Source organism: Arenibacter certesii DSM 19833, from assembly GCF_000429545.1.
Classification (GTDB): domain Bacteria; phylum Bacteroidota; class Bacteroidia; order Flavobacteriales; family Flavobacteriaceae; genus Arenibacter; species Arenibacter certesii.
Genome location: NZ_AUCB01000018.1, coordinates 66558 through 84103, shown reverse-complemented (window position 1 = coordinate 84103; position 17546 = coordinate 66558). Strand labels below are relative to the sequence as shown.

Here is a 17546-nt window from a genome sequence, read left to right as displayed (position 1 = left end):
AACCTACACGTCAAAATCATTTTCTGGAATTGAAATACCAAATTACAGAAGTTAAGAGACCAAATTTTAACATTCAGATAGTGATATTGGATGTATTGAGCCTTTCATGCAATGTGGTTCTTGCATAATATGCCCTAAGGTTAGAAGTAAATTAGAAAATAATATGCTTTTATGATACAACAATTAAATTACCTAAGTTCCCTTAGATTGCTGCCAACCGCTTTAATTTGATCGAAATGACCGGGGAGAATCTCTCCCTTGGCATTGGTTACTACCTCTAGACATAATACCCCTTTATTATTAACAATATTCACAGCCTTATTCACCAAGGAATCGGTAATAAACTGTTGCCCATGACCGCCCCATTTTTCACCTAAATAGGTAAATAAAAACCATTGAACCCCATCTTCTGCCCATCTACTTAACGGATACTCATCAATGGTAGATTTTTCCCCAGAGGTATAATCATCATACGGAGTATTCCCATGAATCTTTCCAAAGCCACTATTATAGGTAACTATACTTTTTTTGTTACCGGATTTAGCAGCTAGGCTATGGGTACTTATATTATGTTTAAGAGACATGTCCATACGGGTACTTCTAATATCGTTCCAAGAATATAACCCATCAAACCACCAACCCTTAACACCCTCGCCATAGCGTAAACTCCATTCCTCTATCATATTTTCCAATATGGGCTGATTAAATTGGCTTGTAGCGGAATCCTTTTGGAAGGCATATCTTAACTTCTCCGAAACATTTTTATTATTTATCGGAGGATTACTTGGCAGGTACAGTATCAAAGGAATTTTGTATTTATTCAAGGCGTTTATTAAATCCTTCGGTAGATCCCTTTTGGAACATAATTCACCTGGCCCTATTCCAAGAGCTCGATCAAATGCTTTATTTGGGGAGCAATAATATCCAGAGTTTTGACCCAAGGTAAACATCACATAACCGGCCCCGGCTTCATTGACTTGTCTAGCAAACCTATCCACATTAAAACTATCAACGGTTCTATTCCATTCCTCTGCCCCTCCTTCAGGAATAATAGCCTCTTTTAAATAATGTACCATTATACCGAAACCCGCATCCTTAAACCAATCTGTGTTGGGATTTCCCTTATATTCCACAGCTTGGGATGATATTACAGAGACGCCTATCCTTTTGTCACTTTTTGGTTCAATATAGGTGATTTCACATTTGATGAAATTACCCACATATGAAGTGAGCAGAACAATTTCATTGGTCCATATTCCTGGTAATTCTTTCCATTCACCGCTCTGGGAGGTAGAGATGTACCAAGAATATTCCGGTTTTTCAATTTGCTTTAGGATATTCCCTTGAAGGCCTATAACATTCTTTGCAAACAACTCGCCAACAAACGTTATAGCGTCTTTTTCAGTTGTTTTACATGAGGATAACACAATTAATACAACGACCAGAGTCCAATATCTTTTTTTCATGTTTTAAGTTTATTTATTAGGTTATGAATGCATTTGATTGTTTTTAATCTCTAATTTATTATAGGGACATCACATGGCGTAATTCTTTATGGTGACAACCCTCGTAATATTTTTATTAATTATCAATTCACTAGACACTCCCAAATCCATTACATCCGTAATATATAGATACCCCCAATAAAAACCCTTCTTGTGGGAGGGGGCTTTCTATCCCACTCACTGAAATTTTTACTGGAAAGAATTCCACATTCGATTTGCATTTATATTCAGAGTGTCATTGGTATAATAAAAATTTGCATTTTTTAAGGCTACCATACTCTCGAAATCAAATTTTATAACAGCGTTCCGTTTTTCTATACCGGTGATTTTAGCCAGGAGAATACCATCTTTAAAAATTGAGTTAAAGAACGTCGCTATTTCTCGAGGTCTCCACCCTACAGGATGATTATGACCCATATTAGAGTAATCCTAACAAAACTAATTTTCTTGGAATCTGCACTGTCGTCTTATCGAGTGAGATATTTTGATAATAAATATTCGTATTGGGTATTTATTCAATATGCAACACCTTAAACAACTATCAACCCTTAGTCCCAATGGATATTTTGATACTCATTTGGTGTCTTTCCTGTTAAATTTTTAAAAATTCTATTAAAAGCAGATTTTGAATTAAAGCCGCAATCACCTCCGATGGAGGATAGTGTTTGCCTTTTATAGTTTGGGTCTTTAAGTCTCTTCTTAACTTCTTCTACCCTATAATAATTGATATAATCATAAAAATTCTTACCTATATACTCATTAAGAAGAAAGGACAAATGATTATTACTTATTTCAATTTTTTCTGCTAATTGGGCCAATCCTAATTTAGAATCCAAATAAATCTTGTCTATGTTCATTACATGATTTAGCTCCTCGATTTTGGCCAAGTTTTCTTTTTCTAAATTAGGGTCTATTTGTCTGGGAGACTTTTTAACCTTTGGATTGGGTAGTTTGTTTAGGTCCCTGTTCTTAAACTTTTTTAAGCCTAGCGTTCCAAAAATTAACGATATAAGAAGTAAAACCGTAAAACCAATTTTAACAATCATCTTGTCCAAAAAATTGGCCCTTACTTTAATATCCACGTAAATCGGATTTTCGTTCCAAATACCGTCATTGTTTGAAGCTTTCAAATATAAACGGTAGTTGCCGGCTTGTAATCTGGAATACCTAGCAATAGGATCTTTTCCTGTAATATGTCTCCAATCCTCATCTTTTCCTTCTAACTTGTAGGCATATTTATTTCGGTACGGTGAAGAAAAGGTTAGTGATGCAAATTCTATTTCAAATCGATTGTCGTTCTTAGGTAATTGAATAACTGACCCAGAACTTAAAGGTTTATTTATTATTACACTATCATCAAGAATTTGTCCTACATTAATAACCTTGCCATCTATTATTAGGTCTACAAATACTGGTTTTGGAATAGTTTCATTCAATTTAAATTTATTGGGATTAAAGTAGTTTATACCGGCAGCACCTCCAAAAAATAGAGTCCCATCAACGGTTTTCCATTTTGCATTTTTTCTAAACTTTCCTTTTAATACCCCATCATAAGTAGAATAGTTCGTGAAGGTTTCTTCTTTTGGGTTAAACTTAGAAAAACCCGTATTAGTCGCGATCCATAAATTACTTTCATCATCTTCCAAAATAGCATTAATTTCATTGTCGGATAATCCATCCAGTTCCGTATAACTTTTAAAATAATATCCATTATTGACTTTTGGATTCCCATCTTCTCGCAATAAATTTATCCCCCCTGCAGAGGTTCCAAACCAAACTTGCTTTTCGCTATCTTCATAAATAACAAATACTTCATCGTTACTTAAAGACTCTGGATTAGAGGGCATATGCTTGAACCTCATAAAGCTTTTTCCTTCACCTTGCTCCTGTAATAAAGCTATTCCACCATCATTCATTCCTATCCAAATTCTATTTTTGCTATCTTCAAATAATGAATATATATCGTTTAGAGGTATTGATTTTGTGTTGAATTTGGTATAACCTAAGTTTTCGAAGGAATATTCACTTTTAGTATCCTCCTGTAATAAGGATAATCCTGCTCCTGTGCCAAACCACATTCTGCCCAAATGATCTTCTAATATTGCACGGACAGAAGAAGAGGCAATACTAGATAAATCATTATTTCTATGTGTAAAGTGTTTATAAGTGTTGCTTTTTTCATGTGTCATAAACAGTCCATTGCTCATAGTAGCGATCCATAATCTTTCTTTCGAATCACGGAAAATGCTTGAGATGTAACTACTGTTTAGCAGCTCAAATCCCTTACTTTCCATATTTATATGTGTTATTTTAGGATTGGTGTAACCCTTCTTAAAATCTACACAATCAATTCCCTCACGTGTTCCAATCCAAAAATTACCATCCTTGTCTTGAAACATAGTTTGTACAAAACTACTTCGTAAACTGTTCTTACTCTCGGGTAAGTGGATTAAGCTGTTAAATCTGTGGCGTGAATAATCATAATAATCTAACCCTTCCTGGGTACCTACCCAAACGATATTTTCTTCATCTACATATACATCATATACATCATTACTACTGATCGAGTGGTGGTCAGATGGGTTTGCTATAATTGGTTCAAACAACCCAGTAGCCCTTGAATATTTAAGGAGGCCATCACCGTAACTACCAAAGAAAATATCTCCATCTCTATTTTCTGATATACTATTTAAAGAATTGGAGCTGTAAACCTCAATAAATCTGTCCCGCTCCGATTGATATCTAAGAATCTTGTCTCCAATTGTAATCCATACCTCTCCATAAGAATTGGAGTGAATTTTATTTAGCCCAAAGTAATCAAAAGAACCAATATCATAGGTTTTTAAGATCCTTGCATTTTCGAGATCATATTGTAATAATCCTTTATCTGTTCCTATCCAATAATATTTGCCAAGTCCCTTTGCAACACAGGCAATATTGTAATCCTGAAGAATTGGATTAATTTCTAGGGATTCAGCATCGATGGTATAATTGTTATTTTTCGTAGACATCCAAATGTTATTGGATCCATCACAAAACAATTGATATACACTATTATTCTCTACGCTTTTAAGTATATTGGGTGTAGGGATTACCTCCAGCGTTATTGTATTAATTACACTTAAACCTGTAAGGGTACCGACCCACAATTTATCCTCTGACGAAGTTAAAGCGTATATTTTGTCCCCGATAATAGAAGTATTATCATCGGGTATATGTTTATATCTTTTGAACCTATAACCGTCATAACGATTAAGCCCATTCTGAGTCCCAAACCAAAAAAAACCTTTATCGTCTTTAATAATCTTCCTAACCTCATTATGCGATATTCCATCTACTGAGGAAAAATGCTGAAATTTGTATTCTTGGGACCAACTACAATACACGGTCATTAATAGACCAATAATTAAGATAGTATAATTATTTCGCATCTTTATATTTACTTTTGTAAACAAGATACAATTTGTATTACATTTTCAAGATAAGGGAATGTAGAATTGAGAAATCAAATATAACCTGTTGTTTAATTTTTTATATTTTAAAAATAAAACTAGGTATTATTCTATCACCAACCAAGTATAGGAATTGGCCGGAATAGTCACCTTCACCGTAATTTCATAATCCCTATTCAGCTGATAGCTTTTAAGCTTTCCTTCCTTTTCTCTGACCTTGGCAGTTTTGGTTAATCCGGTATAATATAATGGAAGTTTTATCTCCCTGACGATCTCTTTAGATAAGGGGTTGAAAAGCATGGCCAAGCCTTTTTCCTTTAACTGGGGATTCGCATGCATAATCCCATCCCAATCCTTTCCTGAGGGCCTTTTTAAGTGAATAACATCACTATTTAAGATATCCCTGTACTTTTTGTACCAGTTGATCACATGGGCAACTACGGCTTTTGTTTTTGGAGTGTCGTACAGGCGTGGCCCTCTATAGCACGCTTGTACTCCGGCACCGTAGTTCTGCATCATATGGCTCTCATAGTCAACCAAATGGTCGTTTAACGGTTCTAAAGTAGCTGCCGCGCCACCGCCGTGGTATTCGGTTAAGGGCACAAAGGTCCAAGACATGCTAGGGATGGTTTTCCACAAGCCATCATATATATTCTGCCGGCCCAAGACCAGTTGTCGCTCCCTGGGAAGGGACCAATTCACCTCCCTATACCCTATTCCCGTTTTATTGGTTCCCGAATTGATATAGAAATCGGGTACGTTCATATAAATGCCTTCAGACCGCATCCATTTGTACAAACCTTGGATTTGGGCGTATTGCTTCCATTGGGAGTCTTCAAGGCCATTGTGATAGGTATGCGTTGTTGAGGCACACACATTTCCGGGATACGACCCATCATTCTCAAAAACGCTCATGCCCGTTTCATTAAAAAACGTTTTTATCTTTCTGAAATAATCATAGCCCCAATCGGAACACAGGCAAGGGGAGGAGCCGAAAATCATTCCCCCACGTTTTCCGGTCTCGGGGTTTATAACATCTACCTCATCGCTTATCCACCTGCTGGACAATAAGGAATAGCCTCCAAGTTCAATTCCCTTAGATTTGGCATAGTCCACATGCTCCTTAAATTCCGCATAATATTCCGGGGATTCCTTTTCCATATTCAGCCCACTGCCAAAACTTAAAATTATCATTTCATACCCTACTTCGGCACATTGATCTACAGCCGTTTTTATTTTAGCGGGATCTGTAGAAGTAAGATGGAGGAAAATGGGATTCTCTGTGGTCCATGGGGAAATAGTCCGGTACATTTTTCTAACAAACAGTCCTTTTCGCTCTTTATCAAAACTATCGAACGGGGTTTCCCATACCCTAAAAGTAGTAAGTGTATCCCCCTTAGCAATAGCCACATTTGGTCCCAATGGTGGTCTTACTTCTAACATAACCGGTAATTGCATGGGATAATTGGTTTGGGAGGTGTAGCGTGGGTCTGGCTCCCAAAAGGTGGTCTTATCCGATGTCTTTTGTTGCATGGCTCCAAAGGCATAGTCTGTTTCGATATGGATATTTGGCTTTTCAAAATGTTTTGGCACATCCACAAGACTCTCACCTTCTACCATGGCCAATTGTTCCAATTTAAATTCGTTCAACTGAACCATTAAATCCCCCTCATTAATGACTTCTATCCACTTACTAAGCGTGGGAATACCATCATACAATACGTAGTGGACTTTTACCACAATATCATCCTTAGATAAGGTGAAGATCAATTCCTTACCGCTGGGCATATCTGGATTGGAGGCCCAACGTACACGCTTCCATTCCAAACGATCACTGACCTCCTTAACTTCGAAGTCCTCAATTAAAAACGAATTGGGGTCTATGGTCATATCGTCTATCCATTCTAATAAGGTATAGGCAAATTCTGGCTGACCTTTTAATCCTCCAATAGCGTATTCCTTACCGTCTATAATCAAGGTACCTTCATTGGAAACACTTCGCAAAAGGCTTTCCCCGGTCATTTGGTTAACATAGTCTACCGTTGCTAAATTGGGGAATAACCTAAATACCCTAGCCACTAGACCATTGGAGATTATGATATCCTTGCCATTGTCACTTCTATATACTTCTGCTTTTGCTTTTTCGTTATCTATTAACCAATCATAATCTGGTTGCTTCAATGGCGTTTTAATCGCTGGTAAGGCAGCAAGCAGTTTCTTTAGGTTAGTGTTAATTTCTTTTGATTGTACTGGTGTTTCCCCTATATAATCATACGCCACCATAATAGGAGGGATTTCAAAATAGTTGATATTTGGATGTATCCATACCGCATGGTCACCGCTTTTACCATCACCAGCATCATCCACTATCATTTCTAGGGTGCCCCTTTTAATTTTCACATCGATTTCCTTGGCAGGATCCCCTGCTTTCATAATCCCACTATTATAGATTTCCTCCCCGTTGTTTAGTAACTTAAAGATTACCGAGCCTTTGTCTACCTTTCCATCTTTCCCCTCAACCCCTATAAACTGTTTTTCCGTATCGGTTATATTATAAAACATACGCTTCCCATCCGTTAGCGGAATAGAGGTGATACTATCCAAATCATAATTTATATTGGAATCGTTTATACCTACTTTTGCAGTAAATTGACTTCCACCATTTACTTTGATTTTAAAGCTTGATTGGGAATGCACCCCAATTCCAGTTTTATACTCAACTCCTGCTACCGATAACGCTTCACCAGTTACGGCTTTATTTTTAACAGGGGCACTGTAGGTTTGCAGCCCCATGGAAATGTGCATTTCTTCGATGTTGATGTTGTTTTGGGCGACACCAATAAATAGCATCAAACAAGTAAAAAGCAAGGCTAATTTAAATCTCATTTTTCTTCGGGTATTTCTTATTATTTACTTTTTTATTTACCTATAAAAATCTATATGGAATTGTGTTGATAGTTTAAAAATTGTGCTAGTGATAACCTAATGCAAGGCTAACTCTTGAACACTAATATCCTCATTATTAAATTAAATTTAGACAATATTTTATAAAAGAGAGGGTACTCATAAAGAAGATAACAGAATAGTGGCGATTCAGTAAGAAATGAAACAGGTGCTTGTGTTATACTAGAAGACATTTTTAATAATTTGATAGTATGTATAGCTGTAATTTGGTCAGTTAACTATGTCATTATGACTGACTTGCATCGTTTTAAGCTGAAAATTAGACAGGTTTTTGATAAAATTTCTATAACTCGCAAGGGAAGTGGGTTGGTTAACGGTTTGGCATTTATTTTGCTCTTGAATAAGCTGAATTTATTGTTTAACTAAAAATCTTAAAATTATGAGCACTTTAGTAAATGTTCCTAAAAACGGAGGTTTGATAAGCAGAAATTCAGATAAATCATCAAATCTTCCTGTTTGGTCCACTTGGATCGACGATTTTTTTAACGAAGGGTTACCTTCCCTATTTTCTCAAAATTTTAATTCGGGCATCAGCCTACCGAAAGTCAATATCAAAGAGACTGCAGAAGCATATTTTGTTGAAATGGCGGTTCCCGGACTTAAGAAATCTGATTTTAAAATAGACCTCGATAATCAAATTCTCTCCATCTCTACAGAAATGGAAGTAGAAAATGAGCATAAAGACGGAAATTATACGCGACGCGAATTTGGATACTCTTCGTTTAAACGAAGTTTTAATTTGCCCGAATCTGTAGATGAGGATAAGATTATAGCGAATTACAATGAAGGCATTCTAAATGTCCGACTTCCAAAAAAGGAAGAGGCAAAACAAAAACCCGCTAGGACTATTAAGATTTCTTAAACCTAATAGGAGAGAGGGGAGCCGACAAATTGGCTCCCTTTAATTTTTGAATTGATATAGAAAAAAATGTTACTAAAATTAAGTGAAATGAAAAAACTAGCACTTCTTTCGTTGGCTGCAATTTTAACTACAAGTTGTAATGGCCAAGAGAAAATAGAAAAAGAACAAATAGATAATAATAAGCAAATTACAGAACAGCCTAAAGGGACGTGGAAAGTAGATAAAGAATATGATGAAAAAGGAAACCTAATTCGGTACGATTCTATTTACTCTTGGTCCTCCGCCGATAACCTTGAAGAATTAATGCAATCTAACCCCGATAGTATAATGAAATCCTTACAATCTAGGTTTTATAGTAATTTTCAAGAGTTTAACAATCAACGTTTCCAAGATATGTTTGCGAAAGATTCCCTTTTTACCAAACAATTCTTTAATAATGACTTCTTTGAAAGCGAATTTGGACAAGATTTTATGGATATCGATCGCCTAAGAGAACGAATGGAAACAATGCAAAAACAGTTTTTAAATCGATATCAGGCAGAATTTGAAGAGTTGCATGAAATGAATCCTAAGAGTGATGAGTAACGCTAAAACTAGATTCGTGTTAGTATAACGGGAATTGTAGTCGTAGGAGATTATTTATGTGCTACTATTGCCTGTAGTCGACCTTTTATAGTGTCGTTAATAATGAGATAAGTCACAAAAGTTGTGTGAGACTTAATTAACCAGAAGGAGCAATAGCAAGAATCTTCCTTTCGTGACATGTCAATACTTCTTCCATTAATGAAATGCTCAGCATTCATGAATTCATTTAAAAAGCAATAGAGAAGGAGATGAATAAAAAAGTATTCAAACAAAACTAGGCTTAATTCTTCTTTCCATAAATCTACAGATTTTCGACTAAAAAAGAAAGTAAGCCAAGAACCTTTACAATAAGGCTTCTTGATTTGTTTTCCTTATCCGCAGAATAGGATTCAAAAGCTCCGAGATTCAGCTTTTTTATTTCCAAAAAAGCGCGGAGTTTTGAATCCGATTTTTAGATTCCATCTAAAAAATTCATCAGGACCGATCGGAAAATGCAACGATTTGCATTTGTAGCGAGGGGCCAGTTGGCGTGTGGGCCATCGCTACAGCTGGCTCCTTAAATCAAAGGTACACAGTACCTTCGCTTTCAGGCCCTGTTCGTTTTATTCATTGTCTATTATTTTACATTAAAGTATTCATGAACCTCCTTGGTCGGTTTCATCGGACAAGCAAAGAAATCGCAGACTCACGAAATCCGTTAAAAATCAATAAGAACCACTTGAGTAAAATGAAAGAATATATTTGGGTAAGACTCAGCTAAACGTATATGAAGAATTTTATTTATTCGGAGAATATTAAAGTAACGTTGTGTGCATAATCACAATAATTGGTCATGCTCCTATTAAAGAAGAAACTTAAAGATATAGAGGAAGGCAGGTGTTCAGTATTTTAGATTTGGAAAGGCTTCTAAAGGGCTTAACAAGGGAACACGCTATTCCCTAAAACAAACGCTAGCCTGTTCTTTCAGAACTGCAACTATACACGTGTCTTCCTCCCACTATGGTTTCCTGAATTTGGATGTTTTGATCGAAAATAACGATATCGGCGTCTTTTCCCACGGATAGACTTCCCTTGATATGGTCTACCCCTATAATTCGTGCTGGGGTACTGGTCATCATTAATACGGCATCGAGTAGGGATACATCCGCCATTTGGATCATATTCCTCACCAGCCGGTCGGCAGTTGCAACACTCCCCGCAAAGGCAGTACGGTCTGGTAATTTTGCCACTCCGTCCTCTACAATAACTTTTACGCCATGATCTTTATGTCCTAGTACGCTTTCTCCAGGAGGGCTTCCCGCAGCGCGCATAGCATCGGTGATCAGGGCAATTTTATGAGGTCCCTTCACCTTGTAGATCAATTTTAATAGGGGAGAGGGGAGATGAACACCATCAGCAATTATTTCCACATCCAATTCGTCCATCAAAAGGGAACTTTCTATCACCCCTGCATATCGGAAGGCATTTTTTCTGGTTACTCCAGACATACCAGAATAGAGGTGGGTAGATAATGAATATCCATTTTCAACGGCTTCCACCACTTCTTCGTAAATAGCATCGGTATGGGCAATGGCTGCCAGAACCTTATTTTCCCGAAGATAGCGGCCAAACTCCATAGCTCCCTTTAATTCCGGTGCGGCGCTCCATCGTACTATATTATTTGATCTTTGCAATATTTCCTGGTATTCTACTGGATCTGGATTTCGGATATATTTAGGATCTTGTGCGCCCCTTTGACTCATAGCAAAATAGGGTCCTTCTAAGTGCAGACCTAAAAATTCGGCTCCATTATTATTAATCTTATTGGCCTGATCGTATATTTCTAAGATGTTGAGTAAATCCTCTTTGCTTCCCGTCAAAGTAGTAGGTACCATAGCAGTAGTGCCATATTGAGCATGTAATTCTGCAATTTTTAGGAATCCAGTAACCTCCCCATCCATAAAATCGTGCCCTCCGCCACCGTGAACATGAATATCAATAAAACCTGGGGAGATATATAGACCTTTAGCATCTATCATGGTACCATTGCTCGTCTTGGCATTGCCCTCATAAATGGCATTAATTTTATTGCCTACCACCTCAAGGGTACCCTTGGTGATTATACCGGTGGGAGTAATAATCTTACCATTGTGTATAACGAGCTTTTGCATAGTATGTTTACCTATTTGCTATTGCTGCCTCTAAATCATTCACCTCCTTGGAAACAGGTTCTTTTAGCAGCCACCCGAATATACAAAAGACCAGCATACTAACCATTACCGGTAAGCCTACTTCTAAGGCCATGCTATCCATAGATGTTAATTTTGTAATAGTAAAGGCGACTAATCCCGCTAAAACAGAGGAAATAGCAGCTCTGGGGCCGCAGGTTTTGAAAATGGGAATCAATCCAAATAACAACGGTACCGCAATGGGACCCAATAGTGCCCCAAACCAAGTGACAATAAGGCCTAGAACCCCACCAAAATAGTCGTATTGAAACGCGATTACAATAGTAAGGGAGGTAAAAACAAGGGTGGTGATCCTAGCGGTAAACAAGGAAGTTCCTTTATTTTTAAATTTATTGGACACTACCGGAAGTATATCTCGAGTGATAACAGCGGAAATTGTATTTACATCGGATGAGGTCATAGACATGGTATTGGCAAACAAAGAAGCGATCACCATACCTATAAGTCCATTTGGTAGTAATTTTTGTATCAATAAACCATAAGATTCGGAAGGGTCCTCCAAACCTGGTAAAATAAGCGGGGCTGCCCACATGGGAAAAAAGAGGATCAAGGGCCAGATTAAATATAATAACCCGGAGAGGTAGGCCGCCTTTGAAGCTTCTCTTTCGGTATTTGATGAAATATAGCGAGTTGCAAGGGGCCAGCTTCCCCCGTTATAACTCAGGAAATTGATAAAGAGAAAGACCAAGGCGAAACCTACGGTATAGGGATCATTGAATAATTGACTGTTCTCCGAAGGGAGTTCATTCCAAATGCCGAATACGGAGTCCCAACCTTCAAAGCGGTTTAACACCACCACAAACATGGTTATCCCTGCTACCAATTGCACTACAAATTGGGCTAGATCGGTCAGGATTACAGCCCAAAGTCCGCCAATGGTTATATAGATCAGCGACACGCCTCCAGATATCAATATCCCGTAAGTGAAGGAAATTCCAGTAGTAACGTTAAGAAGTATGGCGATGGCCGCCCACTTGGCACCAACATCAAACAGTTTTAGCGTTACACCCACCCAGGCTATCAGCTGTTGGGTTAATACGTTATAGCGAATGGCTAGGTACTCCAAGGGGGACTGGATCTGGAATTTTTTCCGCAAACGCACCCAGTAAACAGGGAAAATTTTTGCGGAGGCTATTACTGCAGTTCCTATGGTAAATGCCCACCATACATATAGGGAAAAGCCATAGGTATAGGCGAGGGCCGCATAAGCGACAAAGACCGCGCCACTATACCCTGAAACGTGATGGGAAATACCGGATAGCCACCATGGCAGGTGACCGCCTGCCACAAAGAAATCTTCTGAACTCTGGTTTTTAAAATAAGCATAGACCCCAATGAGGAGCATGGATAAAAAGAAGATGCCAATGACTATATAATCGATATTGTTTAATTGCATGGTGGTTGGTTATTGGTGGTGTATGGATGGTTTTACATTTGAATGTTACTTTAATTCGATTACTCTTTTTTCCTTAGAAGATTGATAAATAGCGGTGATCAATTCCAAAGACTTCAGGGCTTTTTCTCCATTTACTTCAGGCTCCCGATCCTTGCGGATGGCTAGTACCATGTCCTTGAACTGCGCCAAATGCAATCGATAATCTACCGCCATAGGATCCGATCCGCCACTAGAAGAAATCTGGTGGGCGTTGTCGGCCAATGTTTCTCCGCTTTTAAAATTCCAGCTGACGATTTCGCCCCCTTCATAGATGACGCTGCCATTTTCTCCAAATATCTCTAAACGGTCCTTATAGCCGGGATATAAGGAAGTGCCTCCTTCAATGGTTCCCATTGCGCCATTTTTAAAATCTAACATGGCAACTCCAATATCTTCTCCTTCAATGTTATGAACCATGGTTTTTACTTTTCCAAATACACTCTCCACGTCCCCCATAATATCCAATAGAAGGTCTATGGTGTGGATACCTTGATTTATTAAGGCTGCTCCTCCATCTCCGGTGAGGGTGCCTTTCCAGTCACTATTCTTATAATACCCCTCGTCCCTATACCATTTGATGTAGGCATTTCCTAAAATCAACTTTCCCAAAGCACCTTTTTGGACCGCGTCTTTTAACTGTAGGTAGGCAGGATTGAATCTGTTTTGAAAAATTACTCCTAGTTTCACCTTTTGTTCACGGCATACAGAAATAATGCGGTTCGCTCTTTCCATGGATACCTCTAATGGTTTTTCTACAATTACATGCTTCCCAGCCATGGCTGCGGCTATTATGGGTTCCATATGTCTGCCGCTAGCTGTACAAACGGACACGATATCTAGGTCGTCCCTAGACAAAAACTCCGTCATATTGGAATAGGCGGTGACTCCAAGCCTTTCAGAGGCTTCATTTGCCCGTTCCGGAGTGGAACTACATACCGCGACTAATTTACAATCCTGGAGCTCTAGAATACTCTTGGCATGGTGCGACGCTATGGCCCCTGTTCCTATAATTCCAAATCCGAATTTTTTTGTTTCCATAATTAAATACTTAATTTTTTTAAATATTGATACGTTATAATTTAGAGGCGGAACCGTTGTCCAAAAACATTCTTGTATTAGGATGTTTTCTTAAGATCGAAGCCGGACACTCCGTACTTATGGGTTTATAAAAAGTATTGTGCACGGCCTTGGCCTTTCTTTGGTCGGGAACAACACAGCTGATGAATTTACTGTTTAGTATGGCTGGTATAGTCAAGGTGAGGGCTTGTTTGGGAACGTCGTCCATGGTGGGAAACCATCCTTCGCCAATTTGCTGGTTTTTACACGCCTCGTCCAAGGTTACCAACTTAACCCATTCTGGATCGTTAAAATCGGCCACAGGAGGGTCATTAAAAGCGATATGGCCATTTTCACCTATGCCTATACAGGCAATATCTATAGGGTGATTTTTTAGCGCCGCAGTATAGTGCTGTATTTCTTGTTCAATATCTTGCGCATCCCCGTTTAGGAAATATACTTTTTTGGGGTTCACTGCATCCAGGATTCTTTCCTTTAGATACTTTCTAAAACTAGCAGGATGGGTGTCAGCAATGCCCTTGTATTCGTCTAAGTGAAAGACCGTTATTTTCTGCCAGTCCACTTCCTTACGCTTCAAAGCCTTTAAAAAGGTAAACTGGGAAGCCCCTGTGGCCAAAATTAGATGGGCATTCCCTTTTTGGGCAATGGCCTCGTTCAACCTGCCTTCAACAAAATCAGCTGCGGCAAGTCCCATATCCTCATGGTTGTCATAAATGGATATTGGGATGTTTTCAATGGTCAGATCAGTCTTCATAATGTTGTTTTTATATTTTAACTACTCCTCTTTTATTGATTGAAATTTAAATCTCCAATGATAGGATAGGAGGGGAGTCTGGCATTTATTTAAAGTTGCAGTGCCAAAGGGAACTGTTATGTATTGGTTTGGTCGACCTCCCTAGATTCGTTAAAATTTATATAGTAATCTATATTCTCCTTGATAATAATATCTAGAGGGGTATGCTGAATTTTCAAGGGTGATTTCTGGTGAACAAAAAATTCGAAAAGGGTCTTAATGGCCATGCTACCTTGGGAAATAGGTCTTTGCGATATAAGGTAATCAATATTCCCGCATTTCATTTCAAGGATATTGGCCTGTAGCATATCAAATCCTATTACCTTTATAGATAGTTCGTACATGGCGTGATACTTTGCAATAATATGGGCCCTAGAATTGGTGACGAACACGCCTTTTGTACCCGAATTCTTAATATAGTATTTTGTTAATTCCCGCGTTATATCCTCTTCTTTTACCGAGGGTATGGTAAGGGTATTAATCTTTCCAGTCCTTGTTTCTTGGGAAGATCCAAAAAACTCACGGAATCCTTTTTCGATAGTGTTGATATGACTGTTTTCTAGGCCTTTTACAAAATTCAGGACCAGTATGTCATCGGAGCTGTCTAAAATGGTGCTCATCAGCTTGCCTGCTAAGTGGCCACTGCCCTTAAGATCGGGTCCTATGTAGGAAAGGTTGTTCTGGTCTGGTACCATCCCGTCAATAAAGACGTATGGGATATTTTTTGCCTCAAGTATTTGAATGAAGTTAATGCTCTCTTTTTCAAAAAGAGGAGCCAGTATTACGCCATTGGGATTCATTTTAATAACAGCCTCGGCATTTTCAATAAAACTGGATTCATCAAAAAGATCATATTCAAATGGATTACAGACGAAACCATAATCCCTGTAATCCCTAACGCCTTCTTCTACACCTTGTTTGGGCAGATTCCAATAACTATTAGGATTGCTCGCTTTGGGGAGTAGGCTGCAAATTAAGAACTGCTGTCCCAGTGCTAAGGTCCTTGCTAAGAGGTTGGGATTAAAATTTAAATGTTTAATTGCTTCCTCTACTTTTTTTTGTTTCGTAGGCGACACTTTTCCACGTTTATGGATTACCCTATCAACGGTTCCAATTGAAACATTGGCGTAGTCGGCAAGGTCCTGAATTGTTGTTTTTTTTGCTTTTTTCACGTACAAAGAAAAATAGGATAGCGCAATAATTACAGTTGTGTGCGCACACAAATTTAAAATTAATATTCATTTTATCGCTTAAACGTGCAGAATTTTATTTAAATTACGCTTTGAACCTAAGAATGGTATAGTAAGTATGTGTAGCCACACATTTTTCATGTTTTACATTTGTGATATATGAATTTAATTAATATAAGCCGTGTTATCCAATGAGTTAGTTGTTATACTCATAAGTAATACTTTAAGTGTTTATTTGGCTCGAAATTAGGATAGGTTATATTAACTTCAATAGTATAATTGCAAAAATATACCTTTAGGTATTTTGTAGCGGACTTAATTTCTGATTAAAAACATTAATTTGTCTGGGAAGTATAATGGAGGAATCTATAAATAAGCACTTAAAATAGTTAAATTGTATGGGAAATAAACGTCGCGATTTTATAAAATCAACCTCCTTGGCCAGTATTGGATTAGGGCTAGCTGGAGACATTTCACTATATGCCAATGGCAAAAGTAGGGTTAAGGGCAAGATTGGGATGATTGGATTGGATACTTCACACGTCACCGCTTTCACTAAAGCCATAAATGATCCTGAAAGATCCGAATTTGATGGGTTTAATGTAGTTGCTGCTTATCCCACCAAGGGAAGTGTCGATATGTCCGTGAGCATAGATCGGCTAGATAAGTTTACCGAGGAGATTAAAGGTATGGGAGTCGAAATCGTTAATTCTATTGAAGAGCTCCTAAGTAGGGTCGATTATGTTTTGCTGGAATCTGTGGATGGAAGAAGGCACCTAGATGAAGCATTGCCAGTGCTAAAAGCGGGGAAGCCAATGTTTATTGATAAACCATTGTCTCATTCCTTAAAAGATGCGATAGCTATTTTTGATGCCTCCAAGAAATACAACACCCCTACATTTTCGGCCTCCAGTACCCGGTTTGCACCAGAATCTGTCGCGATAAAGGAGGGAAATGAAAAAGTAGGGAAAGTCTTGGGAGTCCATACCTATGGCCCTGCTGGGAGGCAGGTAGGGCATTTGGACATGGCGTATTATGGAATTCACTCCATTGAAGCGCTGTTTACGCTTATGGGCCCTGGATGTAAAGAAGTGACCAGATTGGATACCCCAACCTCTACTGTGCTCACAGGCGTATGGAATGATGGTAGAATTGGGGTCTTTACCGCAACACCAGAAGGCGGAAAATCTTCTTTTGGAGGTGTAGTACACGGAAGCAAAGGAGTGGCGGAACAGGTGAAAATATTGGACGGATATGATGCCTTGATTATAGAAATCATTAATTTTTTTAAAACAGGGGTGGAGCCAGTCAGTGCTGAAGAAACATTGGAGATTTTTGCCTTTATGGCTGCGGCAGATGAAAGTAAGCTAAGGGGCGGGACAGCGGTTGCATTGGAAGAAATGATGTAAAAAGGGGGAAACAGCCTTGAAAATGCAAAAGAGCAAGAGAAAAAGT

At 38.3% G+C, this 17546-nt stretch carries 11 protein-coding genes; 3 read left to right on the top strand and 8 right to left on the bottom strand.

Going from position 1 to position 17546, the window contains the following annotated elements; all coding sequences use genetic code 11:
* Positions 1-188: 188 nt before the first annotated feature.
* The 3 genes from G466_RS0110975 to G466_RS0110960 form a co-directional block, all read right to left on the bottom strand.
* The gene (locus tag G466_RS0110975) at positions 189-1466 is read right to left on the bottom strand and encodes an alpha-L-fucosidase (protein WP_026813712.1); all 1278 of its coding nucleotides are present in this window, start codon (positions 1464-1466) and stop codon (positions 189-191) included.
* 587 nt (positions 1467-2053) lie between these two features.
* Positions 2054-4936: an AraC family transcriptional regulator gene (locus G466_RS0110965; RefSeq protein ID WP_026813710.1), complete on the bottom strand. Its 2883-nt coding sequence runs from the start codon at positions 4934-4936 to the stop codon at positions 2054-2056.
* Positions 4937-5062: 126 nt separating this feature from the next.
* On the bottom strand, positions 5063-7843 hold the full coding sequence (locus G466_RS0110960) for an NPCBM/NEW2 domain-containing protein (protein ID WP_026813709.1): 2781 nt from the start codon (positions 7841-7843) through the stop codon (positions 5063-5065).
* A gap of 457 nt (positions 7844-8300) precedes the next feature.
* Between G466_RS0110960 and G466_RS0110955 the strand changes: the two genes are divergently transcribed.
* Both G466_RS0110955 and G466_RS0110950 read left to right on the top strand, forming a co-directional pair.
* Positions 8301-8783, top strand: a complete 483-nt coding sequence (locus G466_RS0110955; RefSeq protein ID WP_026813708.1) for an Hsp20/alpha crystallin family protein — start codon at positions 8301-8303, stop codon at positions 8781-8783.
* Between the two features lie 87 nt (positions 8784-8870).
* Positions 8871-9368, top strand: a complete 498-nt coding sequence (locus G466_RS0110950; protein WP_026813707.1) for a hypothetical protein — start codon at positions 8871-8873, stop codon at positions 9366-9368.
* A gap of 950 nt (positions 9369-10318) precedes the next feature.
* On the opposite strand, the gene nagA is transcribed toward G466_RS0110950, so the two are convergent.
* From nagA to G466_RS0110925, 5 genes are all read right to left on the bottom strand, one after another.
* Complete coding sequence (nagA, locus tag G466_RS0110945; RefSeq protein WP_026813706.1) at positions 10319-11518, bottom strand: N-acetylglucosamine-6-phosphate deacetylase; 1200 nt, start codon at positions 11516-11518, stop codon at positions 10319-10321.
* 7 nt (positions 11519-11525) lie between these two features.
* Complete coding sequence (locus G466_RS0110940; protein ID WP_026813705.1) at positions 11526-12992, bottom strand: sodium:solute symporter family protein; 1467 nt, start codon at positions 12990-12992, stop codon at positions 11526-11528.
* Between the two features lie 45 nt (positions 12993-13037).
* Positions 13038-14069, bottom strand: coding sequence for a Gfo/Idh/MocA family protein (locus G466_RS0110935; RefSeq protein WP_034235337.1), 1032 nt, complete (start codon positions 14067-14069; stop codon positions 13038-13040).
* Positions 14070-14103: 34 nt separating this feature from the next.
* On the bottom strand, positions 14104-14862 hold the full coding sequence (locus G466_RS0110930; protein WP_026813703.1) for a glucosamine-6-phosphate deaminase: 759 nt from the start codon (positions 14860-14862) through the stop codon (positions 14104-14106).
* A gap of 116 nt (positions 14863-14978) precedes the next feature.
* Positions 14979-16073, bottom strand: a complete 1095-nt coding sequence (locus G466_RS0110925) for a LacI family DNA-binding transcriptional regulator (RefSeq protein ID WP_026813702.1) — start codon at positions 16071-16073, stop codon at positions 14979-14981.
* A gap of 416 nt (positions 16074-16489) precedes the next feature.
* Here G466_RS0110925 and G466_RS0110920 point away from each other — a divergent pair, with 416 nt between their 5' ends.
* Positions 16490-17500, top strand: coding sequence for a Gfo/Idh/MocA family protein (locus G466_RS0110920; protein ID WP_034235335.1), 1011 nt, complete (start codon positions 16490-16492; stop codon positions 17498-17500).
* Positions 17501-17546: the final 46 nt, after the last annotated feature.